Annotated in this window: 19 protein-coding genes and 1 pseudogene; 18 read left to right on the top strand and 2 right to left on the bottom strand. The window is 45.7% G+C overall.

Annotated features, from left to right (window positions below):
* Positions 1-26 precede the first annotated feature (26 nt).
* Together nirD and PaeBR_RS09865 are read left to right on the top strand one after the other, a co-directional pair.
* Positions 27-347, top strand: coding sequence for a nitrite reductase small subunit NirD (gene nirD, locus PaeBR_RS09860; protein WP_410514641.1), 321 nt, complete (start codon positions 27-29; stop codon positions 345-347).
* A gap of 64 nt (positions 348-411) precedes the next feature.
* Positions 412-1,206: a formate/nitrite transporter family protein gene (locus PaeBR_RS09865; protein WP_410514642.1), complete on the top strand. Its 795-nt coding sequence runs from the start codon at positions 412-414 to the stop codon at positions 1,204-1,206.
* A 121-nt stretch (positions 1,207-1,327) separates the two neighbouring features.
* Here PaeBR_RS09865 and PaeBR_RS09870 read toward each other — a convergent pair whose 3' ends face one another.
* Both PaeBR_RS09870 and PaeBR_RS09875 read right to left on the bottom strand, forming a co-directional pair.
* Entirely contained in the window at positions 1,328-1,582 is a 255-nt protein-coding gene (locus tag PaeBR_RS09870) for a hypothetical protein (protein WP_410514643.1), read from the bottom strand.
* A 348-nt stretch (positions 1,583-1,930) separates the two neighbouring features.
* Entirely contained in the window at positions 1,931-2,647 is a 717-nt protein-coding gene (locus PaeBR_RS09875; protein ID WP_410514644.1) for a Crp/Fnr family transcriptional regulator, read from the bottom strand.
* Between the two features lie 342 nt (positions 2,648-2,989).
* On the opposite strand from PaeBR_RS09875, the gene hmpA reads away from it, so the two are divergent.
* From hmpA to PaeBR_RS09955, 16 genes and pseudogenes are all read left to right on the top strand, one after another.
* A complete protein-coding gene (gene hmpA, locus PaeBR_RS09880; protein WP_410514645.1) occupies positions 2,990-4,210 on the top strand; it encodes an NO-inducible flavohemoprotein in 1,221 nt (406 codons plus the stop codon).
* A gap of 579 nt (positions 4,211-4,789) precedes the next feature.
* On the top strand, positions 4,790-7,411 hold the full coding sequence (adhE, locus tag PaeBR_RS09885) for a bifunctional acetaldehyde-CoA/alcohol dehydrogenase (RefSeq protein WP_410514646.1): 2,622 nt from the start codon (positions 4,790-4,792) through the stop codon (positions 7,409-7,411).
* 256 nt (positions 7,412-7,667) lie between these two features.
* Positions 7,668-9,929, top strand: coding sequence for a formate C-acetyltransferase (gene pflB / locus PaeBR_RS09890; protein WP_410514647.1), 2,262 nt, complete (start codon positions 7,668-7,670; stop codon positions 9,927-9,929).
* 122 nt (positions 9,930-10,051) lie between these two features.
* On the top strand, positions 10,052-10,792 hold the full coding sequence (pflA, locus tag PaeBR_RS09895) for a pyruvate formate-lyase-activating protein (protein ID WP_410514648.1): 741 nt from the start codon (positions 10,052-10,054) through the stop codon (positions 10,790-10,792).
* Between the two features lie 212 nt (positions 10,793-11,004).
* Positions 11,005-12,405: an extracellular solute-binding protein gene (locus PaeBR_RS09900; RefSeq protein WP_410514649.1), complete on the top strand. Its 1,401-nt coding sequence runs from the start codon at positions 11,005-11,007 to the stop codon at positions 12,403-12,405.
* 171 nt (positions 12,406-12,576) lie between these two features.
* The gene (locus PaeBR_RS09905; protein WP_410514650.1) at positions 12,577-13,461 is read left to right on the top strand and encodes a carbohydrate ABC transporter permease; all 885 of its coding nucleotides are present in this window, start codon (positions 12,577-12,579) and stop codon (positions 13,459-13,461) included.
* A complete protein-coding gene (locus PaeBR_RS09910; RefSeq protein WP_410514651.1) occupies positions 13,461-14,291 on the top strand; it encodes a carbohydrate ABC transporter permease in 831 nt (276 codons plus the stop codon). The genes PaeBR_RS09905 and PaeBR_RS09910 overlap by 1 nt, the downstream gene beginning before the upstream one ends.
* A gap of 28 nt (positions 14,292-14,319) precedes the next feature.
* Positions 14,320-16,188: a sensor histidine kinase gene (locus PaeBR_RS09915; protein ID WP_410514652.1), complete on the top strand. Its 1,869-nt coding sequence runs from the start codon at positions 14,320-14,322 to the stop codon at positions 16,186-16,188.
* The gene (locus PaeBR_RS09920; RefSeq protein ID WP_410514653.1) at positions 16,166-16,957 is read left to right on the top strand and encodes a response regulator; all 792 of its coding nucleotides are present in this window, start codon (positions 16,166-16,168) and stop codon (positions 16,955-16,957) included. The genes PaeBR_RS09915 and PaeBR_RS09920 overlap by 23 nt, the downstream gene beginning before the upstream one ends.
* 329 nt (positions 16,958-17,286) lie before the next feature.
* The gene (locus PaeBR_RS09925; RefSeq protein WP_410514654.1) at positions 17,287-19,452 is read left to right on the top strand and encodes a stalk domain-containing protein; all 2,166 of its coding nucleotides are present in this window, start codon (positions 17,287-17,289) and stop codon (positions 19,450-19,452) included.
* Between the two features lie 263 nt (positions 19,453-19,715).
* Entirely contained in the window at positions 19,716-20,036 is a 321-nt protein-coding gene (locus tag PaeBR_RS09930; protein WP_410514655.1) for a hypothetical protein, read from the top strand.
* Positions 20,037-20,755: 719 nt separating this feature from the next.
* Positions 20,756-22,837: a copper-translocating P-type ATPase gene (locus PaeBR_RS09935; protein ID WP_410514656.1), complete on the top strand. Its 2,082-nt coding sequence runs from the start codon at positions 20,756-20,758 to the stop codon at positions 22,835-22,837.
* A 3-nt stretch (positions 22,838-22,840) separates the two neighbouring features.
* Positions 22,841-23,236, top strand: coding sequence for a cupredoxin domain-containing protein (locus PaeBR_RS09940; RefSeq protein ID WP_410514657.1), 396 nt, complete (start codon positions 22,841-22,843; stop codon positions 23,234-23,236).
* Positions 23,237-23,299: 63 nt separating this feature from the next.
* Positions 23,300-23,740 (top strand): annotated as a pseudogene (locus PaeBR_RS09945) (S-layer homology domain-containing protein); the annotation flags it as partial.
* Between the two features lie 252 nt (positions 23,741-23,992).
* Positions 23,993-25,027 carry a cytochrome D1 domain-containing protein gene (locus PaeBR_RS09950; protein ID WP_410515139.1) on the top strand — a complete coding sequence of 345 codons (1,035 nt, stop codon included), beginning with the start codon at positions 23,993-23,995 and terminating at the stop codon, positions 25,025-25,027.
* Positions 25,028-25,179: 152 nt separating this feature from the next.
* Positions 25,180-25,857 (top strand): response regulator transcription factor, encoded by a 678-nt coding sequence (locus PaeBR_RS09955; RefSeq protein WP_410514658.1) that lies wholly within the window; start codon positions 25,180-25,182, stop codon positions 25,855-25,857.
* Positions 25,858-25,860: the final 3 nt, after the last annotated feature.

Here is a 25,860-nt window from a genome sequence, read left to right on the forward strand (position 1 = left end):
ATGCTAACCCAAAAGGAGAGAGAACCATGCAATTAACAAAACAAGATTATGTTGTAGGTGCGATCCAGGATTTCCTGTTGCAGATCGGCCGTGTAGTTATTGCCGGAAATGTGGAGCTGGCGATATTCCGTACCTCAGACGATGCCATTTATGCTGTAGAAAACCGCAATCCTCATCCAAAGGGCGGTCCGCTTGCTGAAGGCATCGTATCCGGGCATTACCTTTACGATCCGCTTTATGATTGGAAAATCGACCTTCGCACCGGCGAGGTACAGGCGCCAGATCATGGAAAAGTGGCAACTTACCCGGTCACATTTGATGGACAAACGGTGAAAGTCAGCTTGTAATAGCAGATAGCTTGCCGCTAATATAAATAAGCAATTAATATAGAGAAACGACGGGGTGGAGTAAATGTTTACTCAGAGTGTAGAGAACATCGTAGAAGTAGCGGTAAGCAAACGCGACAAAATGAACGAAAGCATGCCAAGGTACTTTCTTGCAGCACTGCTGGCAGGGGCTTACGTAGGAATCGGAATTATTCTTATCTTTACACTGGGTGCACCGCTGGCCGCAGCCAAATCTCCTTTTCAGCCGCTTGTTATGGGGACATCCTTCGGGATCGCTCTGACACTTGTAGTGTTCGCCGGCTCGGAACTGTTTACCGGGAATAATATGTTTTTTACCGTAAGTACACTTGCGGGCAGAACCAGTGTATGGGATACACTTAAAAACTGGATTCTTGTGTTTATTGGAAATGTTGCTGGAGCTGTTATTCTGGCTCTACTAATCCGTGGAGCCGGATTGTTCAGTGCTGCTCCTCCTGAGCACTTGATCTTTGCCGCAGCAGCCAAAAAAATGAGTCTCCCGTTCTGGGAGCTGTTCTTCCGCGGCATCCTCTGTAACTGGCTGGTCTGCCTGGCCCTGTGGATGTCCGGACGGGCCAAAAGTGAAACGGCCAAGCTTGTTCTGATCTGGTGGTGTTTGTTCGCCTTTATCGCCAGCGGCTATGAGCACAGTGTGGCTAACATGACGCTGCTGAGCGTAGCTTTAATCCTTCCGAATCATCCAGAAACCATTACCTTGGCGGGCTGGATTCATAACATGATCCCGGTCACTTTAGGTAATATAATCGGCGGCGCAGTTTTTGTCGGTATGGCCTACTGGCTGATCTCCCCAGTACGTGGTATTCACAAGAACCGCATCTAGCTGCATACAAAAAAGCTTGGACAATGGATCCAAGCTTTTTTGTATTAATATTACTTCTCGTGGTTGAGGGACGCGATTGTAGTAAACATTCTTAAATAGACATCCTTAATATTAGGTTCGTTTACTTTAGTTCTTCTTCTATAAAAGGAATATATGATTTCTTGGATTCCATGAAGAAAAAGGGTACACCAGCAGTTTTATATGTATTGGCATATTTCTTATTGGCCGCTTCTGATAAATGATCCTTCATAATAATAATGGCATCAAATTCTGCTGAAAGCTTATTGCCCCCATCTAGCTTATCCAAGGTTATTGATGTGAATTTCACATGATCCTCTCTGATGACCGGAGCCTCACCGATAACACCAATTATCAAGCTTTTACCGGTGTATAGGGGTGTGTGTCAACCGTATCGGGAACGGAATTACAACCAGTTAAAATCACTATAACCAATAGTAAATAGGAAATTAATTTGTTCATAGTTACTCTTCCTCCAAGGGAAATTGAACGGGCCGGATGCCTATCCTTATAGGTCAAATGGTTGCCGCACTTCTATTTTACTAAATATAGGTGTCGGTGTGATGATTACGAGGTAATATTTTCCTGAATCCCTTAAAAAAAGACGCCCTCCAGGGCGCCTTTGACCACTCTATTTTTAATTGGAATAATAACTGGGCCATATATGTTTCGATTGAGGAGAATAGAGGGTAATGTGAAAAGGGAATTAAATGCGGCAGATTTCGTTCGGACACAATTCGCAATGGCAGATATCCTGCAGCATGCCCAGATCCTTGATGACAATCATACCGTTCTCATACTCAACAGCGTCCTTCTTGCGAAGATCGCTCAGCATCCGGTTCACACTTTCACGGGTTGCCCCAATCATGTTGGAAAGATCCGTATGCGTAATTTTTTTGTTGATCAGGATACTATCGTTGGTCTTCTCGCCGTAAGTGTTGCCTAACCGGATCAATGTAGAGCAGAGAGCGCCTGGTTTTCCGTACATCATCAAATCACGGAATTTAGTTTGTGTCAGACGGTGGTGAATGCCCATCCACTTCATGAAATCAATGGCAAAATCACAATGCTGGCAGATCAGAATCTCAAGATCCTTTTGCTCGATAACGCCAACTTCGCTTTCTTCGATCACTTCCGCAGTGAAGCTGTGTTTCGTGCTGAAGAATGGATCAGCTTGGCCTACCATGTCGCCGGCCTGATACATATAAAGAATGAGTTCCTTGCCTTCGTCTGTAGATTTGGTTAATTTCACACGTCCACGTTTGATATAAAACAATTTATCCGAATAGTCGCCTTCCCAGAACAGGTGTGATCCTTCCGGAACCATACGCTCTTTCATTGTGACCAGTAGTCTGTTAAAGTTCTGTTCGGAGAAACAGTTTGTATTTCCGTGGGCTTCGATAACATTGTAATGTTCCTTCATAATCGACATCCCCTTTATTCCCTCAGTTTTTCAATAAATTTTAAATTAATTATACCTTGGAATTCCTCTTTATGGGTAAAAAATTTGCGTAAAAAGTGTCGAATTTTTAACATTGTGATAATTTTCACTTCAAAAGTGTGAGATTTAATATGATTTTTCGGAAATCCGGTGTATATAGGGCTTAATATTGACGGTTCTACTGAGGCTATCCCCATTGCAATTAATTATGTGACATTTGTCACAATTACTTGATTTTTGATGTGACTGAGATCACCAGAAGGCAAAAACCGCTTCTTTTATACTTAAAGACAGGTTAAGGATAATTGAAGTGGAGGGATTCGTATGCTAAGCGAAAAAACTATCAACACGATCAAGTCTACTGTGCCTGTTTTAGAGGTGCATGGAACAGCAATTACCACGCAGTTTTATCAGATGCTATTCGCTAATCATCCGGAGCTTTTGAATATTTTCAACCACGCGAACCAAAAGCAGGGAAGACAGCAGGCGGCACTAGCAAACACGGTTTATGCCGCAGCAAAATATATTGACCGGTTAGAGGAAATTCTGCCAGTAGTAAAGCAGATTGCTCACAAGCACCGCAGTCTTGGCATCCAGGCCGAGCATTATCCGATTGTCGGGAAGTATCTCTTAGCAGCGATTAAAGAGGTACTTGGCGATGCAGCTACCGATGAGATTCTTGCGGCATGGGCTGAAGCTTATGGTATGATCGCGAATGCATTCATTAGTGTGGAAGAACAAATGTATGAACAAGCGGAAAAGCAAAGCGGCGGCTGGGCTAATTTCAGACCTTTCCGGGTGGAACGTAAGGTTCAGGAAAGTGATGTAATTACATCCTTTTATCTGGTTCCAGCGGATGGGCAAGCGATTTCTGCGTTTGAACCGGGGCAGTATATAAGTGTAAAGTTGAATATCCCTGGAGAAAGCTTTACGCATATCCGTCAATATAGTCTTTCTGATGCACCAGGTAAGCCATACTATCGTATTTCCGTGAAGCGGGAGGACGCCGTTGATGGGCGCCCGGCAGGAAAGGTATCTAATTATTTGCATGAGCAAGTGAAGGAAGACAGCACATTGTGGTTATCGGCACCTGCAGGAGAATTTGTGTTGGACAGACAGGATAAGCGACCAGCCATACTAATAAGTGGCGGAGTAGGACTAACGCCCATGGTTAGTATGCTGAACACACTGGCAGAGTCAGAGCCGGACCGACAGGTCATTCATGCCGCCCGGAATGGCCTGGCTCATGCACTGCGGAAAGAGGTTGAACTGGTTGCCCGTAAGAACCCGCAAGTCTCAGTCTTATGGTGCTACGAAGCACCAACGGCGGCAGACCAAGAGGCAAATATCTATCATAAAGAGGGCTTCATAGACTTGCCATGGCTGGCAAGCAAGTTGCCTTCAAAGGAGGCGGCATTTTACTTCTGCGGGCCTGTACCATTTATGAACGCAGTGAACAGCGCTTTGAGTAACTGGGACATCCCAGGAAGTGATATTCATTATGAATTCTTTGGCCCTGCTGCTGCTTTAGAGGGCTCGGCTTAAGCCAAAACGCATTACGTAGATCTTCATGAGAAGATAGAACAACAGGCCAAATACCCATGCTTTAGTTTATGTGAGAGAACCTAAATAAAGGTGCTCTCTTTTTTTGTCTTTGTGTGTATTAATGAAGCCTGATTACTTCAACAAGAATTTGAACCGCTGCTCCCTCGCGCCAATCCTTTTTCTGGTTGAATAGTGTATTAACGGCTCTGAACTGAGCCCGACAAGAACCGAGTTTGATAAAGGGCTGTTTTTTTGCCTATGTCTTTTTGCAGGAATGTAACAGTCTTCGTCTCATCATTGGAACGGTGAGTTCAGATACCCGAGTATAACTATTTATTTACTTGAATTATGTTTCTTACATAAAAAGGTTCCTGGTGAGAGCACTAGAAGGGAAAAACCACCATTTTTCATTATAATAAAAGGAAAATAGCCCATATTATGATTTAATGAAAGCGCTATGAAAATAAATCAAAAAAAATTTATAGTTTGTGAAAGATTTCACTATGCATATTGAAAAGGATGTGTTAAGATAAATCCGTAGAGAAAAACAACCTAAAAATTGATAGGAGGACGAGGGAGATGGCAGTTAAGAACGAAGTCGCCGCCCAAGTTACACAACCTACCGCTGAAGAATATATTCAAACGGTAGTTGACAAAGCTAAGAAAGCATTAGAAGAATTCATGTTGCTCGACCAGGAACAAGTGAACAAGATCGTCCAAGCCATGGCATTGGCCGGACTCGATAAACACATGTATCTAGCAAAGTTAGCTATTGAAGAAACAGGCCGTGGAGTATACGAAGACAAGATCATCAAGAACATCTTCGCTACTGAGTATATCTATAACAACATCAAAAATGACAAAACAGTAGGCATTATTGAAGACAATAAATATGACAACTTCCAAAAGATCGCAGAACCTGTCGGAATCGTTATGGGGATTACTCCAGTAACTAACCCTACATCAACTACAATGTTCAAAGCGTTGATTTCCATTAAGACACGAAATCCTATTATATTCGGTTTCCACCCTTCAGCGCAAGAATGCAGCCGTGAAGCTGCGAAAATTCTTGCTGAAGCTGCTGTGAAAGCGGGCGCTCCAGAGAACTGTATCCAGTGGATCGAAGCTCCAACTATGGACAAAACCAATGCTTTGATGAACAACCCTGATGTTGCGCTGATTTTGGCAACAGGTGGTTCTGCAATGGTAAAAGCGGCTTATAGCTGTGGTAAACCAGCACTTGGCGTTGGACCTGGTAACGTTCCTTGCTTCATTGAGAAGAGTGCTGATCTGGATCAAGCGGTAACTGACCTTATTCTTTCCAAATCCTTTGATAACGGTATGATTTGTGCATCGGAACAAGCAGTTATTATTGAAGAGCCAATCTTCGACCAAGTGAAGAAGAAAATGATCGCTAACGGTTGTTACTTCGTAAACAAAGAAGAAGCTGCCAAACTGACTTCCGGCGTAATGAATGTTGATAAATGCGCAGTAAACCCTGCCATTGTTGGACAATCGGCTACAAAAATCGCTGAAATGTGCGGTATTCAAGTTCCGGCTGGAACGAAAATTCTCGTCGCTGAAATCGAAGGCGTAGGCACCAAGTACCCGTTATCCGCAGAGAAGCTGAGCCCGGTACTTGCTTGCTACAAAGTGAAAAATGCTGATCAAGGGATTGCACGTGCAGCTGAAATCGTTGAATTCGGCGGCATGGGACACAGTTCCGCGATTCATTCCTATAATGAAGAAGTTATCCTTAAATTCTCGAACCGTCTACAAACTGGACGTATCATCGTGAACTCACCTTCTACACATGGTGCAATTGGCGATCTTTACAACACCAACATCCCTTCATTAACTCTGGGCTGTGGATCTTACGGACGCAACTCGGTTTCGCAAAACGTTACTGCCATTAACTTGATCAACGTGAAGAGGGTGAATCGTCGTACCGTGAACATGCAATGGTTTAAAGTACCTAACAAGATATACTTTGAAAAAGGATGTACTCAATACCTGGCTAAAATGCCTGATATTACTCGTGTAGCTATTATCACTGACCCTATGATGGTGAAACTGGGCTATGTTGAAAGAGTAGAGCACTATCTCCGTCAACGCCAATTGCCAGTAGCTATCGAAGTGTTCTCGGAAGTTGAACCAGATCCGTCGACAACTACAGTTGACAAAGGTACAGCAATGATGCAAAGATTCCAACCAGACTGCATTATCGCACTGGGCGGCGGTTCCCCAATGGATGCTGCCAAAGCTATGTGGTTGTTCTATGAATACCCAGACACTGACTTCAACAACTTGAAGCAAAAGTTCATGGATATCCGTAAACGGATTTACAAATACCCACGTTTGGGTCAAAAAGCTAAATTTGTAGCGATCCCTACAACTTCGGGTACAGGTTCAGAAGTAACTTCCTTTGCGGTTATCACTGACAAAACAACGGATGTTCACACAAAATATCCGCTGGCTGATTATGAATTAACTCCAGACGTAGCAATTGTGGATCCAGAGTTTGTATATTCCCTGCCTAAGGCTGCTGTAGCAGATACTGGTATGGACGTACTGACACATGCTATTGAAGCTTATGTTTCCGTAATGGCTAGTGATTATTCGGATGGTCTTGCCATTAAAGCAATCCAACTGGTAGTTCAATACCTTGAAAAATCGGCACTTGAAGCAGATCCGCTTGCCCGTGAGAAAATGCATAATGCATCCACACTTGCTGGTATGGCCTTTGCTAATGCATTCCTGGGTATTAACCACAGCTTGGCGCACAAATGGGGCGGTCAATATCACACGGCTCACGGTCGCACAAACGCGATTCTTATGCCGCACGTTATCCGCTACAATGCTAAGAAACCTACGAAGTTCGCTTCGTTCCCTAAATACTCGCACTTCGTTGCTGACGAGCGTTATGCTGAAATCGCGCGTATTCTGGGATTGCCTGCCCGCACAACTGAAGAAGGCGTAAACAGCCTGATCAACAAGATTCGCGAGATGAACAAGAACCTTGGCATTCCAGTGTCTTTCCAAGAACTGGGCTTTGATGCTAAAGATTTCGAATCCCGTGTAGATTACCTGGCTGACCGTGCATTTGAAGATCAATGTACAACTGCCAATCCGAAATTGCCTCTGGTTACTGAGCTTGCTGATGTTTACCGGAACGCGTTCTACGGAAAATTCGAAAACTAATATACGCATATTAAGTAAAATATTAAAGGTGAGAATGGACTGGATGAAAGTGACAAATATCACCGAAATGGTGATATTTGTCACAGTCTATTTTCAGAAAATAAACTAAAATGTTTATATAAACAACGGTCCCATTAATGAATAATTGATTGTGAAATTTATAACAATTATATTTTCGGGATCACGAGACACGGGATCAACCTTCAAGCCCGCGATCTCTACAAATACTATAAATATATAAATGGAGGGATTTAGCATGTCGGTGATTGAAAAAGATGTACAAGAGGTTAAGTCTGGATGGCGTTCTTTTGCAAAAGGCAAATGGTCCAAAAAAGTAAATGTTAATGATTTCATTGAGAAAAACATCAAGCCTTACCTTGGAAAAGAAGATTTCCTTGTTGGAGCTACCCACAACACAAATGAACTATGGAAACTCGTTTCCGAGATGACCAAACAAGAAATTGCCAATGGCGGCGTACTTGATGTGGATGTTAATACTGTATCCACAATTGTATCGCACAATCCTGGTTATATTGACAAAGACAAGGAACAAGTTGTCGGCGTTCAAACCGATGCGCCTTTCAAACGTTCCATTCAGCCTTTTGGCGGAATTAAAATGATGATTGATGCCTGCAACGCTTATGGATTTGAACTTCCGCAAGGCATTGTTGACATGTTCACGAACATTCGCAAAACGCATAACCAAGGCGTTTTTGATGCATATACAAACGAAATGAGAGCAGCCCGTAAATCCGGCGTTATTACCGGTCTTCCAGATGCTTACGGCCGTGGCCGTATTATCGGCGACTACCGTCGTGTCGCTCTTTACGGCGTAGACTTTCTCATTAAAGAAAAGAAACAAGATCTGTTGAATCTCGAAGTGGATTCCATGAGCGATCATGTAATTCGTCTTCGTGAAGAAATTTCCGAACAAATTCGCGCTTTGGGCGAACTGAAAAAAATGGCGCAAATGCATGGCTTTGATATCTCCAAGCCAGCCAACACTGCCAAAGAAGCTTTCCAATGGGTATATTTCGGTTACCTGGCAGCGATCAAAGAGCAAAACGGTGCGGCTATGTCCCTTGGACGCGTATCTTCATTCCTTGATATTTATGTACAACGTGACCTGGAAGAAGGCACGCTGAACGAAGAACAAGCGCAAGAGCTGGTTGACCATTTTGTCATGAAGCTGCGTATTGTTAAGTTCCTGCGTACTCCTGATTATAATGAATTGTTCAGTGGCGACCCTACCTGGGTTACAGAGTCCATTGGCGGTATGTCCGTAGACGGAACTACACGCGTTACTAAGAGCAGCTTCCGTTTCCTGCACACCCTTTACAACCTGGGTCCTGCACCGGAACCTAACCTGACTGTACTTTGGTCCGAGCAATTGCCGGAAGGCTTCAAGAAATATTGTGCCAAGGTTTCTATTGAAACCAGCTCCATTCAATACGAAAATGATGACTTGATGCGTCCGATCTACGGCGACGACTATGGTATTGCTTGCTGCGTATCCGCGATGCGTATTGGTAAGCAAATGCAATTCTTCGGAGCTCGTGCTAACCTGGCTAAAGCTTTGCTGTATGCTATCAACGGTGGTGTGGATGAAAAATCCGGTGCACAAGTTGGACCTGAAACGCCGCGCATCACTTCTGAAGTTCTGGAATACGACGAAGTAATGAAACGCTTCAAACCGATGATGGAATGGCTTGCGAAGCTGTACATGAACACTTTGAACGTTATCCACTACATGCATGATAAATATTCCTACGAGCGTATCGAAATGGCTCTGCATGATCGCGATATTCTTCGCACCATGGCTTGTGGTATTGCCGGTCTGTCTGTTGCAACAGACTCCCTGAGCGCCATTAAATATGCCAAAGTTAAACCAATCCGCAACGAGCAAGGCATTGCTATTGATTTCGAAATCGAAGGCGAATTCCCTTGCTACGGTAACAATGACGATGCTGTTGACAACATCGCTGTTGATCTGGTTGAATCGTTCATGACTATGATCCGTAAACACCACGCTTACCGTGACGCTTTGCCGACACAATCGGTATTGACAATTACTTCTAACGTGGTATACGGTAAGAAAACAGGTACTACTCCTGACGGACGTAAAAAAGGTGAACCGTTCGCACCGGGCGCTAACCCTATGCACGGCCGTGACAAGAAAGGTGCTTTGGCTTCCCTTAGCTCCGTAGCCAAATTGCCATATGAAGATAGCTTGGATGGGATCTCCAACACCTTCTCCATCGTACCTAAAGCACTGGGTAAAGAAGAAGAAGGACGTAAATCCAACCTTGTATCCATGCTTGACGGATACTTTAACAGCAAAGGTCACCATTTGAATGTTAACGTATTTGCCCGTGAACAATTGATGGATGCTATGGAACACCCAGAGAACTACCCACAATTGACAATCCGCGTATCCGGCTATGCTGTTAACTTCATCAAGCTGACCCGCGAACAACAATTGGATGTTATTAACCGTACTTTCCACGGTGCGATGTAATTAAAGAAGTCAAAGTTAATACTTTATATCTACATCTATATCTCAAACGGATACCGTCCTTGAAAAAGGGCGGTTCAATCCGTTTTTTAAGAGTATAAAGTGTGGAGGAAGGATGGCATCATATGGCTAATGGACACATACACTCCTTAGAAACCTTTGGGACCGTGGACGGACCTGGCATTCGTTTTGTTGTGTTCATGCAGGGCTGCCTGCTGAAATGCCAATACTGTCATAATCCGGACACTTGGGCATTAAATGAAGGCAAGCAAATGAGCTTGGAAGAAGTATTGGCCGAGATCGAGCCTTACTTGAACTACTACCGCACATCGGGTGGCGGTTTAACCGTTTCAGGTGGAGAACCCACACTGCAGGCACATTTTGTGAAACAGCTCTTCACTGAAGTGAAGAAGCGCTGGAATCTGCATACGACACTGGACACCAATGGGTATAACGAAGGCGACAAAATCAATGATTTATTGGATGTAACGGATCTAGTGATGCTGGATCTGAAACATATTGATGATGAAGCTCATATTAAGTTGACCGGCAAATCCAATGATCGTACCCTGAAGCTGGCCCGCTGGCTGTCAGACCACAATCGAAAGATGTGGATTCGTCACGTCTATGTTCCCGGTATTCATGACCGTGAAGAGGACTTGCTTAACCTTGGCCGTTTTATAGGGACATTAAATGGTGTAGAGAAAATTGAAATTTTACCTTATCATCAAATGGGGATTTATAAATGGGAAATGCTCGGCAAGCCTTATGAATTGGAGGGTGTTCCGTCTCCTCGTGAAGAGGAAGTAGATCGGGCATACCGTCTTATAGAAGAAGGACGTAAGCAGACAGCATTGGTATTATAAATCGCTTATCATATAAGGAGCCGTTCCTAAGGTAGTTTTCTACTGAGGAACGGCTTTTTGCTTATTTAAGAATCTGCTTGTGTTGAAGATGATCTCGCATACATAAGAGTATTTTATCCCTTTTGAAGATGAATCTTGACCTTACGATAACATAGGACGTTTTTTATAATGAGAAGTGTAAAGGAAATCAATATATAGGGAGGGTCACAAAAATGAAAAAAAGTTTGACTTTGCTTTTGTCCCTGATTTTCGTCACCACGGCTTTACTGACTGGTTGTGGAGGCAACAACAATAATACGCCCAATAACACCGCGGAAGGAACTGACACTCCGGCTGCAACAAATGCTGCTGTCACAGAAGAACCCGTGAGCAGCGAACCGTTCGAGATGACTATCCGCCATACTCAAGTAGGCGCGGATAAACAGAAACGTCTGGCCATTCTTGAGGATGTTGTAGGAAAAGTTCAAGCAGATGTACCGGGTTTGACGTTCAAGCTGGACGGAGTAGATTCCGATGTGAACCGTAAAGAAAAGCTGCGCGGTGAAATGGCGGCTGGAAATCCCCCTGAAATATTTGATCTTTTTGGTAGTCCAGACTCCAAGATATATGCTAAAGAGAGCAAATTGCTCGATTTGACTCCGATCCTTGAAGAACTGGGTATTAAAGATAAGTTTTCTAACCTTGATCCTTTTACGTATGAGGGCAAAATTTACGGATTGCCGATCGGCGGTTCCGGTGAAGGCTTTTTCTATAACAAAGAGTATTATACAAGCAAAGGCTGGAAAGCACCCACTACATTTGCTGAGTTAGAAAAACAACTAGCAGATATCAAAGCGGATGGAAAAGTGCCGTTGGCTGGAGCCTCGAAAGCTGGCTGGGTACCTCTGATGCTCGCTAATCACCTGTGGTCCCGTTATGCAGGTCCGGATGTAACTGCCAAGTTCTCAACGGGTGAAGCCAAATGGAGCGATGCTAATGTAGTTAAGGGCTTCTCGAAATATAAAGAATGGATAGATAAAGGATATTTCAAAAAAGGCGAGCTTGGCTTTGAGTATGCAGAATATACAACGCAGTTCACAAGCGCTGAAGCCATCCTAATGTATGACGGAACTTGGAAATCCTCAGTATTCAAAGCCGGTCAATCCGGCGAAGGCATGATTGGTAAAGTCGGATTCTTCAATATTCCTGCAGTTGAAGGTGGAGTGGGTGACCAAACGGCTCTGATGCGGGATGTAAACAATGGCTATGGCTTCTCTGCTTCTGTAGCAGATGATGAACGCCAGCTGGCGGCTGTTAAATCGTTTATCAAGAACCTATTCAATGAAGAAATGCAACTGCGCGGATTAGTAGAAGACGGTGTTCTACCCGCTATGAAGATTGACCAAAATGTGCTCAACGAAAATATTACAGATGACCTGATGAGTGAAATTGTAGCGGTACTTAATAATTCTAAGTCCTCATTCCCGGCTTTTGATTCACTTGTTCAGGCGGATGTTACAACTGAAATCAGTAACATTCAAATTCAAAGTCTGATCGGTGGCCAGACTACACCTGAGAAAATGGGCGCAGCCCTGCAAAAGGTACAGGAAGAAGCAAACGTAGCAGTGGAGTAAGGAGCGGTAAACTGAATGTACCCTGGCGATTGGTCCAGGGTGCATTTTTTAAAATATAAGACGCCCGTGCCGCTGCGCGGCACCACTGAGGAATGAAATATCGCGTTCGCGTTATTACAGGGCAGAAATGATTATATTCTTCCGCTGATGTCAGAGTAATTGGAGGCAGTCATGAATAAAGCACTTAGAAATCCTTTAGTTTTTACCCTTTTTGTTTTACCGGCACTATTTCTGTTTCTAATGTTTTTTATTTATCCCATATTTAGTTCCATATACTACAGCTTAACGAACTGGAATGGTGTTTCGGACACGGTTAAGTTTACAGGCCTGACTAATTTCAAAAAAGCGCTTGGAGATGAGCGGTTCTGGATTTCGGCAAAAAATAACGGCTGGTTCATCTTATTCTCCGTTTTTATACAGGTACCCTTAATTGTATTATTCTCCCTTTTGATTGCCAATGTGAAAAAGCTGAAGGGCTTGTATAAGACCGCGGTTTTTATGCCTGCAATTATGTCTACAGCAGTCATTGGTATTCTCTGGGGCTTTATTTATGAGCCAAACATCGGCCTAATCAATAAAGTAATCGGACTGATTGGTATAGAGCCTATCTACTGGCTGTCGGATGAGAGATTTGCTATGTTATCCATCCTGATCACGAATGCTTGGCAGTGGACCGGATTTTATATTGTAATGGTGTTAGCTGCAATTCTTTCGATTCCTGGGGAACTGGATGAAGCAGCGAAGATTGACGGCGCTACCGGGGTTCAGCGCGCCTTACGTATTACACTTCCACTCATCATGCCGATCATATCCGTGGTTGTTATGCTCTCTATTGCAGGGGCTATGAAAGCAGCAGATATTGTTATCGTCATGACGAAGGGCGGACCAGCGGGCTCTACCGAGGTTATGGCGACCTATATGATTAAATATGCGATCACCAACTTTAAATATGGCTACGGCAATGCGATCGCCGTTCTGATCTTTATGTTCACGCTGGTGGTTACGGCTTTTTATCAGCTGCTGGTTGCCCGGCGTAACGAAAGGATTGAGTACTGATGCTCCGTTCCCTGAAAAAGAGTATCCCACACGTTGTTCTATTATCGTACTTGCTCGTTATACTGTTTCCTTTCCTATTCGTGTTGTTCTCGTCAGTGAAGAAGGATAATAATGAAATTGCCTTAAATCCTTTTGGGATCCCCAAAGAATTCGTCTTTAATAATTATGTTGAGGCCTGGGTAAATGCCAAAATTAGCACTTATTTCTTCAACAGCTTGTATATCTCCATCTTCGCTTCTGTAGTAACCATCCTGCTGGGTGCTATGTTTGCGTTTGCGATCACCCGGATGCGGCAGGGCAAATGGAATGGCATACTCTTTTCCCTAGTGCTGGTAGGGATGCTTATTCCTAATAATGCGCTTATGCTGCCGATTTATACTATAGTTCGCAAGCTTGGGATCCTTAATACACACTGGGCTCTGATCATTCCCTATATTGCGAACGCGATTCCATTTACAATTATTATTTTGGCGGCATTTATGCGCTCTCTACCACGGGAAATAGAAGAAGCGGCGGTCATGGATGGCTTGAAGGCTCAAGGTATCTTTGCTAGAATTATTGTACCTCTAACGGTACCCGCAATGGTCACGGTGTTTATTGTTAATTTCCTGGGAAATTGGAATGAGTTTTTGCTGGCTAACTATTTTCTCTCCAACGATGAACTGCGCACACTTCCGGTGGGAATGGTCCAGTTCCGTGATCAGTATCAGATGAATTATGCGCAGATGTCTGCTGGTATCGTCTACAGTGTGGTACCCGTCATTATTATTTACGCGATTCTGCAGGAAAAGATTATCGAAGGCGTAACAGCTGGGAGCGTAAAAGGATAAGTTTCTTCACAGTCAGGAGAATTAGCCCATGAATTTGCGTTATAAACTGTTTACGGCATTTTTGGGCCTGATTATTATCCCGTTGTTTATTCTTGGCATGATTATGTTTTTTGTTACTTATAATTCAATTGAAAAGAAATACAGCCAGCAGTCGGAGTATTCACTTAAGGCGATTAGCTACAGTATTTCAAGCGTGTTTAAAGATATGAACAACGTGACAGACAACGGGATTGCTACTTCGGTATTTCATATGGCGCTTAGTGCAGAGGATCCTTCCAAGCAGGATTTGACCGATGCCGAGCAACTGAGCCTGAATGCCAGTCAACGCAATTTCCGCAGCCTACTCTACAATCACCCTTCGATCAGCTACGCTTTTCTGTACAATTTCAATGGAAAAGGAAGCTCGGAAATTGTATCGCTTTTTAATAAGGAAAATTTCCGTACCCTCCCCTATGATAAGTTCAAAGAAAGCGATCTGTATCATGAGGTAATGTCTCTGAACGGTGTGCCTAAATGGGTGGCTCCTCACGAAAATCCGGAACTGACCGGAACGGAGACTGTTTTTACGCAAATCCGACTTGTTAAGGAGCTCAGCTTCTTTCAGAACATTGGGATTCTGGTTGTACAGATAAAGAACTGGGAGTTCGAATCGATATTTCGCAACTTGAAAATTGGCGACAGTACTCAAAAGGTCTCTTTTATGCTTGTTAATGACAAGGGTATGATTTTATTCGATCCGGACAGAGAGCTGGACGGCCAAATGCTCCAATCATTCACGACGAAAGAAATCACCTATAAAAAGGGCTTTCAGAGCTTCAAAACGCAATTTGAAGGAGAACGAAGTATTGTCTCCATGTACCACCTGATGGATTATCCATGGAGCCTGGTATCTGTAACGTCATGGGATTCGTTGTCCCGGGAGGTTACGATTTTTGCCAGATGGTTTGTTTTTGTTATTTTTATCTGCTTTTTGGCAGCACTAATCTTTAATTTGTTCTTTATGAACCGGATTACCGGAGGAATTGCGGTTATTGTGCGTTTTATGCGCCGTGTGGAGGACGGGGATTTAATCAGTCGGGTAGAGGAAAAGGGAAATGATGAGCTAACCCTGCTGGCTAAAGGGTTTAATGACCTTATGGATAAGATTAATAACTTGTTTAATCGGATTCAATTGGAGCAGCGGCGTAAAAATCAAGCGGAAATGCGTGTGCTTCAAGCGCAGATCAAACCGCACTTTTTGTTCAATACTCTTGAATCAATCAATGTGTTGGCTGTACAAAACGAGGGGCGCAAGGTAAGTGAAATGGTATACAGACTCGCAAGTATTTTGCGGATCAGCATTCAGGACAGGGACGAAATCACGCTGGAGGAAGAAATAAAACATCTTCGCAATTATCTCGATATTCAGAAGTTCCGTTTTGAGGATTTGTTTGATTACGAAATTGAAATTCCAGAGGAACTAAATGGCTGCGGTATATTAAAGCTCACCCTTCAGCCGTTAGTGGAGAATAGTATTCAGCATGGCTTTGAGGGCATTGGTTACAAAGGCAAGCTGCTGATCAGAGGTTGGGAGGAGCAGGGTAACCTGATTCTGAGAATTGAGGATAACGGCATCGGGATGACTTCGTCACAGCTGTCCATATTTCAGTATATGGTAAGTGAAAATGCCCACAACACAGAACAGATTAAAGAGATCGAAGATCCTCACGGAAGCCGTGATCATCTGGAACGCAGGGGGCTGGGTGTCCGAAGTGTAGCTGATCGTATCCGTATTGAGTACGGCTTCAGATATGGAATATTCATATGCTCCAGCCAGGATAGTGGGACAATTATTCAGTGCGTCATACCTAAATACGGGCAGGGGGAAGATCACAATGCTAAAAGTATTATTGGTTGACGATGAGGCGCCTATACTCAATAACTTGAACAGAGTGCTGCCGTGGCAGGAAATGGGCATGACGGTTGCCGGAATGGCGCGCAGCGGCATGGAGGCTCTACGTATTGCTGATGAGGAGCGCCCTGATCTCGTGCTCTGCGATATTCGTATGCCTGTGATGGACGGATTAACGTTTGTCGGAAAGCTGCGTGAACTAGGCCTGAATAGCGAGGTACTGCTGCTCACAGGTTACCAGGAGTTTGATTACGCACGTGAGGCTATACGACTCGGTGTGAAGGAGTACATTTGCAAGCCGATTCATTACGAGGAGCTGGGGAACAAGATCAGGGAGATCGGAATCCAGATACGCAGCAGACAGTTCAAGGATAAATTGTATAACAGTATTCCGCTGTTTCAAGAGGTCTCCGCGGCTGAGTGTGATAACACCAAGAAATCAACGGAGCAACTAATGAATTCGGCTGTTCAATATATAACCGAGCATCTGAACTCGGATATAAGCATTGATGAAGTGGCCCATAAGCTGGGCATCAGCGGCAGCTATTTTTGTTTGCTGTTCAAGAATCGTTTTGCCATGACTTTTGTGGAATATGTGACGCTTCAACGAATGGAAGCAGCCAAATTCATGCTGGTCAATAGTGATAAAAGCATTACAACAATCGGCTCCGGTGTAGGCTACCAGGAACGGCGCTATTTCACAAAGGTGTTCCAAAAGCAAACCGGCATGTCGCCTAAGGAATACCGAGATTGTAAACGTGCAGAAGTACGCTGAGTAAAGCATACGGGAGAGACGATTATCCTGACGTTAGGATATCGCCTCTTTTTTTGTGCTCAGCTAGTAATTTTGTAAGCATTAATAATGATGAATACCCACTGTTTCAAAAATAACTCCAGAGTATTTTCCTGGTTTTGTTAGTAATTTTACATAAAATGAAACTTTATGGGGTTTATCGCGTCTAATACTGTGTTTGTTAAAAAGAGAAATGGCAAAATGACCTCCGCCTTTGAAGAGCGGCCGCGTTTTGCCGGGAATATAAGAGATGTAACGCCAGGAACCTTGCATTTTCTTATATTTACAATGGGAGCAGAAGGAGTCTTACAATGGATTTAAAGAAACTAACGTTAATTGCTGTATTTGCGGTAACACAGACCGCTGCGGCGTTGCCTGTTTTTGCTGAGGCTGCTGCCACGCCAACAACAAATGCTGTAACTGCCACACCAACTGCAAGTTCCAGCCCAGAGGCTTCTGCCTCACCAGACTCCACGCCGCCACCGGGCATTGGTGTGGATACACCTGGTTCTTCTCCACTGCCGAGTGAATCCCCGCTTCCAACCGCCACACCTGAACCAACAACTGCACCCACACCGGTTACTCCGTCTATTGTGAATACGGGTGCAATCCAGCTTGTGTTGATGATGAACAGCAACAAGATGTATGCGAATGGCACATTATATTTAGCCAATCAGCCAATGACCGTGAAAAATGGGGTTTCCAACATCTCCATCCGGGCAATCGCAGAACGGGTCGGTCTAAAGTATTTGTACGATTACAAAACGAAAGAAACCGTTATTATGAACGGAAGCAATATTTTACGTTTCAAGCTTAACAGCAAGATTTATACGGTTAATGGCAAGAAGGTGACGATGAGAGGACCCGCTTATACCTATAAGAATACGTTTATGGTACCTTTGACCTCGATTACTGCGGCATTGGGCATTCCCTATGTCTTAGATAATGTACAGAAGCGGGTAATCCTCTCCTTGTCTACAAAGCCCACAGCTTCTTTTAGTGTGCAGCCGACGGAGATTTTTGCAGGTCAAACAACTGTCAGCTATACTGCAAATAGCACCTCACCATCTGGTACAGCTATTGTAGATGAACGCTGGGAAGGCCGTCAGGAAGTGTTTCAGGAGCCTGGCAGTTATGTGGTTTCCTATTCCGTAATGGATGCTAATGGACAATGGAGCGCACCTTATTCGCAGACGATCACGGTTCTAAAGCCTAATGAAGCTCCTGTGGCTAATTTTATTACCGACAAGGATGTTTATAAGATAGGTGAAATGGTAACCTTTACGGACCTGAGTACAGATGATAGTACTACTCCATTGACCACAGAGTGGAACGGAAATGCTCTGGCTTATTTTTACCCCGGTCAAGTCACCATTTATCTGACGGTTACTGACAAACAAGGCCTGAACAGTACCGCGCAGAAAACAATTACGATTACGGATGAGGTCCTCTACAATCAGGATGATTTTAACAAACTCTTTATGCCTGTAGGGGCTGCTTATTCGATGGACGGAAGTAAGGTGCCGACATGGAACAAGGTGCAATATACCTCCACTTCTGAAGCGGTCACTCTGATCCGCAGCAATAGTCCGGAAGCCGTGTTTAGTGAAGGGATTTTATATCGGGAAACAGCTTTCGGAGACACGCGCTTCATGCTGCATCATAGAAATATGACGGGTAAAAATGTGAAGATGTACGTGATTGCCACGAATACGGGGATATGGCCGGCAGCTCTGACGTTCAAGAATTCCGGCATTGGCGGTCCTCTCGAAATTCCTACGGCTACGGGTAAGAAGTCTGTGGAAAATTACCTGGAAGCCCTGCGCATTGGTAAACCTTTCAGCAATATGATCTTGCAACCGGGTCAAAGCATGCCGATTCTTACGGAAATCAGCAATCTTACAATAAAGCCGGAGCAAGTTGTTTCACTGCTATCTGATGTATTCAGCGATTATGCTGTGCAATATGATATTGTGATGCTGGATGCCACCAAGGATCCACTGCAAAGCTTGCCGTATCTCAATTTTCTGGATCGGGACGGCGTGCATAACCGTGGCACTTATCCTAATGCAACCCGTCTGATTGATGTTCAGCAGGTATTGGGTACGGAGCCATCCAGATTACTGTTCGGCGACAAGACGGATGATCCGAATCTGACTGGCGTGGACGCATTAACCGGTGTGCAAGAATCGAATGCCGGGAACTTTGGTGTCGTCTACAAGATCAGGCTAAACCATGTAGCAGCCAATACGCTGATTACTTTTAATCCACGCGGCGGCAAGTACCAAGGTCCTATTATGGTTAATGGACAGATTGTTCAGGCTCCAAATACGGGTACTATTCAAGCTCCTAATCAGAGCAGTGTTGTATATCGAACGGGCGCATATGAAGAGTCTGTCGACATTGTATTCAGCACTGCCTCAGGTAACAATCTGCCGGTGAATCTGTTGTTTATGCCCCTCCCAGCCAGGAAGTAAAAGAACGCTGTTGAACTTATAGCCCTTATTCCAAGCCCGTGCTCACAGCGATAATGCTGTCTGCAGGGGCTTTTTTATTCAATTGGGAACTCCTGTCAGGCGGACACTAAGAGGGCAGAACTGACGCACAAGATTAAATATCGTTGATAGGCTTGAGGATTAGGGAATAATGGGAAAACTTTTTCGCAACCCCCTACTGAACATTGCAAAATCTCTATGAGATAATAGCGTGGGAACCTGTACGAGGGAGGCGAACATTATGCATGAGGAAGCAGAATTGTTATCTGGATGGGAAATACAAGAAAGAAGCATGTTTGAGCCTGCTTGAAAAACTGGAAGCCCGGGGGGAAATCGTCCTTCCTGCAAAGCGGCCGCCACAGGTGAATAGACGGCCTGACCATCATTTTGTGGAAAGTGATGTGCTCGAAGAGCGGGCGGAACAGTGTGGAAACGTTTCGAAATACGCCCCCATCGCCATCGAATCCGTTCAAGGCCGAGAAGGGATTCGTCTTTGGAATAGCTTCATCGAACGTTACCACATTCTGGGCTACAAGAGACCGTTTGGCGCGCATCAGAGGTTATGAACTCGATTTGCCTACAACCACATCGTTCATCTCAAAAAATGGCTTTTTCACCCGCAAGGGGCAGTTTAAGAAAAGTCGTGCGTCAGTTCTGATCATTAACCCTGACATTTGACAATATGGATGTAATAATACTACAATTTATAGTGCTTATGGTTTAGCCTTTTCGGTCGATTACAAAGTAACGTATCCCATTTTGTTGGATGACGACACGATTCGGAAAAAATTCAATGTCCTCTCGTACCCGACGACTTTTTTTATCAATTCTGAGGGAATTATCGGTGATATTTATTCGGGGGAAATGACTGAGAACCATATTTTTGTCCGGATCGGCAAGATGGCGGCAGCATCCAATTAGGCCGCCTTGCACAAGGCTTCGGCCGCGTTCCAATATACATATATAATGGGCTGTCAAAAAAGTCTTGGTAAAAGACTTTTTGACAGCCCATTTTTTAAAATATCAGAAAGTATAGAATTTGATACTTCCAAGGGATATTTCAACGGTAAACGCGCTTGTCCTAAAGGGACGGCGGAGCCGTTTATCCTTACGCCCTCAGGATACGAATTCTTATCTTTTTCTCAGGTTGATCTCATAAGAGACTCAGTTTTATTTTTTATGATAAAGGCATAAGGAACTTCGCATTTGAGAGGTGGTGGAGGAATCATGACCGTCACGCAAGAATGTGTCACGCTTTATATATTTCAGAAGGAGGGGATCACATATGCATCATAACGAAGAGGTTTCCAGACTGCACAGTATGCCATTAAATGAAACGGAGTCGGTGAAAGAAGAAGCCGAGTCCTCGGAGTACCGGACGTTAATGCACAAATGGTGGTTTGCCGCCGCCGCTTCGGTACCGACGATTCTCGTATCGTATCCGGAATGGTTTCCGGGAATCAGGGATTGGCTGCCTGCGGGAAGCGACAGCTTGTGGTGGGCGCGATTGCTTGTCGGGCTATTGGCCATTCCGGTCTTGTTTTGGAGCGGAGGTCAATTTTTCCAGGGAATGTGGGAAGGGCTGAAGCACCGTTCCGCCAACATGCACACCTTGATTGCCCTCGGAATCGGCGCCGCCTGGCTTTATTCGGCGGTAGCGCTCCTGCTGCCCGGGATATTCCCGGATCCGGAAATGGCGGAGGTCTATTATGACGTCACCACCGTCGTCACTGCCTTGGTCGTGCTTGGAATGGCATTGGAAGTCCGGGCCAAAGGGCGTTCCTCGGAGGCGATCAAGAGACTGATTGAACTTCAGCCGAAGAAAGCATCCGTCCTGCGAGGCGGGACAGAAATACAAGTGCCGATTGAGGAGGTTGCCGTTGGAGACATCGTCGTTGTTCGGCCGGGTGAAAAAATCGCGCTTGACGGCATTGTGTTCGAAGGCTCCTCTTCAGTGGATGAGTCGATGCTTACCGGCGAATCCCTGCCTGTCTTCAAAGAGTCGGATCACGAAGTATTCGGCGGGACGTTAAACAAAACGGGCAGCTTCAACTTCAAAGTGACCAAGGCACAGAAAGATACGGCTCTGGCAAACATTGTGGAAATGGTCAGGCAGGCGCAGGGATCCCGCATCCCGATCCAGCGCGTAGTGGACCAGGTTTCGTCGATTTTTACACCGGGCGTGATGATACTGGCCATACTGGGATTTATCTTGTGGTTCAATTTCGGTCCGCAGCCGCCGCTTATCTACGCGGTTATCGTCTCCGTTACGATCCTGATCATTGCCTGCCCGTGTGCGCTTGGATTGGCAACGCCTATGTCGTTGACGACCGGCATCGGAAAAGGAGCCGAAAGCGGCATTCTTATCCGTTCCGGCGAGGCCCTGCAAATTGCTGAAAAATTAAACACCATTGTCCTTGACAAGACGGGTACGATAACGGAAGGAAAACCTTCCTTGACCGACATCATTCCGGCAGGCAGCCTGGCCGAATCTGAAATCCTGCGGCTCGGCGCCTCTATCGAGCAGGGATCGGAACACCCTCTTGCCGGCGCGATTCTGGAGGGAGCGAAACAGCGGCAAATCCCCCTTGCAAAAGTGACCGGATTCAACGCGGTTGCAGGGCATGGCGTGGAAGGCTGGATCGAAGGGCACCGCGTATTGTTCGGGAACCTTAAATTCATGAAGCAGGAAGGAATCCATCTCGCCGGATTGCAGACGCATGCGAGCCGTTTGGCGGATGAGGGAAAAACACCGATGTATTTGGCGGCGGACGGCCAGGCGGCTGGGATTATTGCGGTGGCGGATACGGTAAAGCCGGATTCGGCGGAAGCGATTCGCCTGATGAAGAAAATGGGCATTGAGGTGGTTATGATTACGGGCGACAACGAGCGGACGGCCCGAGCCATCGCCAAACAGGTCGGCATTGATCGCGTGCTTGCCGATGTGCTGCCCCAGCATAAAGCGGAGCATGTCCAGAAGCTGCAAGATGAAGGCAAAAAGGTGGCGATGGTGGGAGACGGAATAAACGATGCTCCCGCGCTTACCCAAGCCGACGTAGGCATTGCCATCGGCACCGGAACCGACGTAGCGATAGAAGCCAGCGACATTACCTTAATGAAGGGAAATTTGAAAGGCGTCGTACACGCGATCCAAATCAGCCGTGCCACGATGAGAAATGTTTACCAGAACCTGTTCGGTGCTTTTATCTACAATGCGCTGGGCCTTCCGATCGCCATGGGTATCCTTTATCCGTTCTTTGGAGTGCTGCTGTCTCCGCTGATCGCCGCGGCCGCCATGGCTTTCAGTTCCGTAACCGTTGTGGCCAATGCGAACCGGCTTCGCAATTTTAAATTAAGGGAGGTTTAAAAAATGGATGTTTCCCAATGGATCGTGACGGCTTTGGGCTTGGTTTTAATAGCCGGGATTGCCTGGTTCTTCTGGGCACCCAAAAAAGGAGGAAGCCGGGCGGAAATCACCTCGTCCGGCTACCAGGAAGCGAGAATCCGAGTCAAAGGCGGATATACCCCCGACACCATTGTCGTGCAGAGCGGAAAACCGGTGCGCCTGGAATTTCTCAGAGACGAAAAAGCGGCTTGTTCGGAAATGGTCGTGTTTCCCGATTTTCAAAAGAGTTTGATGCTGCCGTACGGACAGAAAGTGACGGTTGATTTGTTTCCGAATCAAACGGGAAGTTATGCGTTTACCTGCCAGATGGGGATGTACAAGGGAACGATGGTTGTGCGGGATGCAGCGATCAAATCCTGATTTAAATCAAACAAGGAGAGGATTTACATGAAGTGAAGAGCTTTGATCACTTTTATTACGGCAGTGTCTTTACTGGTACCTTCCGCGGCATTTGGGGCAGCGCCGCCATTTACCGATATCTCCGGCCACGCTGCGGCTCCCTATGTGGAGTTTCTGCAAGGGAAAGGCTTCCTTTCCGGGGTTGGGAACGGCAAGTTCGTGCCGGATCAAGCGATCAACGTGGAGCATTTCAACCAGCTGCTGACGAGAACGACGGGAAAACCGTTCAACTTGACGATGACGCACAGGGTTGCGGTGTTCCAGAACGTCGTTGAAACCCTGGGATTAAAAAGCGAAGCCGATACTGTGACGGAGGAGCAGGCAGACACATTATTGGCCGGTTATAAGGATCGGGGTGATATTCCGGCAGCCGACGTGAAAGCAGTGGCTTACCTGGCCCAGAAAGAAATTCTTGTTCCGGCTCAAGAGAACGGCGTGCTCCGGCCCCATCAGGAAATCAGCAGGGCGGAAGCGGCAGTGCTCGTAGCAAAGCTGGCTCAGAAGAGTATGATTACTCTTAACGGCAGCGCGGAGACGGCGGATCCGCATCACCCCGCTCAAGATCAACCTAAAAGCGAAGTGCCGCAATCCACAATGACGATGGATCCGAACATGATGGATCCCAAGATGATGGATTCCAAAATGATGCAGGAGCAAATGTCCGCGATGATGAAAGATCATCAACAAATGATGGAGAAGTGCCCGATGACAGGGCAGATGGGCGAAATGGGTAAGCAAATGCCGGGAAATGCCCAGCCGCAGGATGCGGCGGCAGCTTACTACTACACCGGGGATGAAGGCGGCAGCATCACAAAGATTGATGCGGCAACTAACGCCGTCGTCGAAACGATAGCCGTTGAAGGCTCGGTCCATAACGTACAGGTCTCGCCGGACGGAAAAATATTGGGAGCTACCGTCGTCCCGGAAACGAAGGGCCATGGCAACGAGGAAGCGGAAGACCATGGAGCAGCCGGGGAAGCGGATGACGGCGCCGAAGCGATGAAAATGAACGGCATCGCGTTCTTTTACGATACGGCAACGAACCGGCTGATTAATAAAGTGGAAGTCGGCAGCCATCCCGCACATATTGTCTTTACCGGCGACGGCAAATATGCGTTAGTGTCAAATAACGAAGATGATACGGTAACGGTGATTGATGCGGCCACGTATAAAGTGAAGCAAACGATCCCTACCGGAGTCAAGCCGCACGGTTTTCGCGTCTTCAAGGACAGTAAATTTGCCTACGTAGCCAACATGGGCGAAGACACTGTCAGTGTACTGGATCTGGCGAATTTGAAACAAGTGAAAGAAATCAAAGTAGGCCAAACTCCGGTAACGACGGGCATTACGAGTGACGGAAAAATTATGGTGGCTGCCTTGAATGCGGAAAATGCCCTGGCTGTAGTAGATCTGGCTACGGATAAAGTAGAAAAGATACCGGTCGGTGAAGGACCCGCACAAGTGTATATCCAATCGGATGACAAATACGCTTTTGTAGCCAATCAGGGAACGGAAGAAAAGTCTTCGAACAGCGTTACAAAAATCGATTTGGCAACCAAACAAGTTGTGGCGGTCATTAATACAGGCAAAGGTGCCCATGGAGTCGTGACAAGCGAAGATAATAAGCTGGTTTATGTAACCAACATGTTTGAGGACACGGTTACGGTCATCGATAACGATCAGAATAAAGTGATAAAAACATTCCCTGTAGGAGATGTACCGAACGGAATCAGTTTTAAGGCGAAGAATTAAGCAGGTGCCATTCAAGCTTTGGTGCGGTCAGGCTGCCGTTTTTATATGGCGGCCTTGGCCGTTTTAGTGATCTTTCTCACACCTGTCAGTTCGGAATTTCTGTAAAATGGAGGTCAATCACACACGATTCCAACAGTTATGAGGTGAGCGGAATGAGTGCAAACATTCTAATCATAGATGATGATAAAACAATATCAACTATGATGCGCAGGGGCTTGACTTACGAGGGATATGATGTCAAGGTCGCCGACAGCGGAAAAGAAGGCCTCCACTGCGTACTGGATAAAGAGCCGGATTTAATTGTTTTGGATATCATGATGCCGGGTATTGACGGGCTGGAAGTATGCAGAAGGTTGAGAAAAGACGGCGGAATCCCTATTCTTATGGTGACCGGCAAGGATTCTATCGCCGATCGGGTACAGGGACTCGAGACGGGTGCGGATGACTATTTGGTCAAGCCGTTCGCCTTTGAAGAGCTGGTTGCGCGTATAAAAGCTCTGTTGCGAAGATCGGAAAATCGGAAGAAGGACGACGAACGGCTTGCTTATTCCGATTTGACCCTCGATCTTGCGACCCGCCAAGCAATTCGGGGAGAACGCGTAATCGAATTTTCCACAACCGAGTTCAACCTGCTTGCCTTTTTTATGACGCATCCCCAGAAGGTGCTTACGCGCGAACTTATCATGGAGAGGGTTTGGGGGTTTGATTTTCTGGGAGAGTCGAATGTGCTGGAAGTTTATGTTGGTTATTTGCGAAACAAGCTGGAGGGACAAGGGAAATCCCGCCTCATTCATACCGTCCGGGGCGCCGGATACGCTTTAAGGGAATAATGC

It is taken from the genome of Paenibacillus sp. BR2-3, from assembly GCF_046529485.1.
Lineage (GTDB): Bacteria > Bacillota > Bacilli > Paenibacillales > Paenibacillaceae > Paenibacillus_AQ.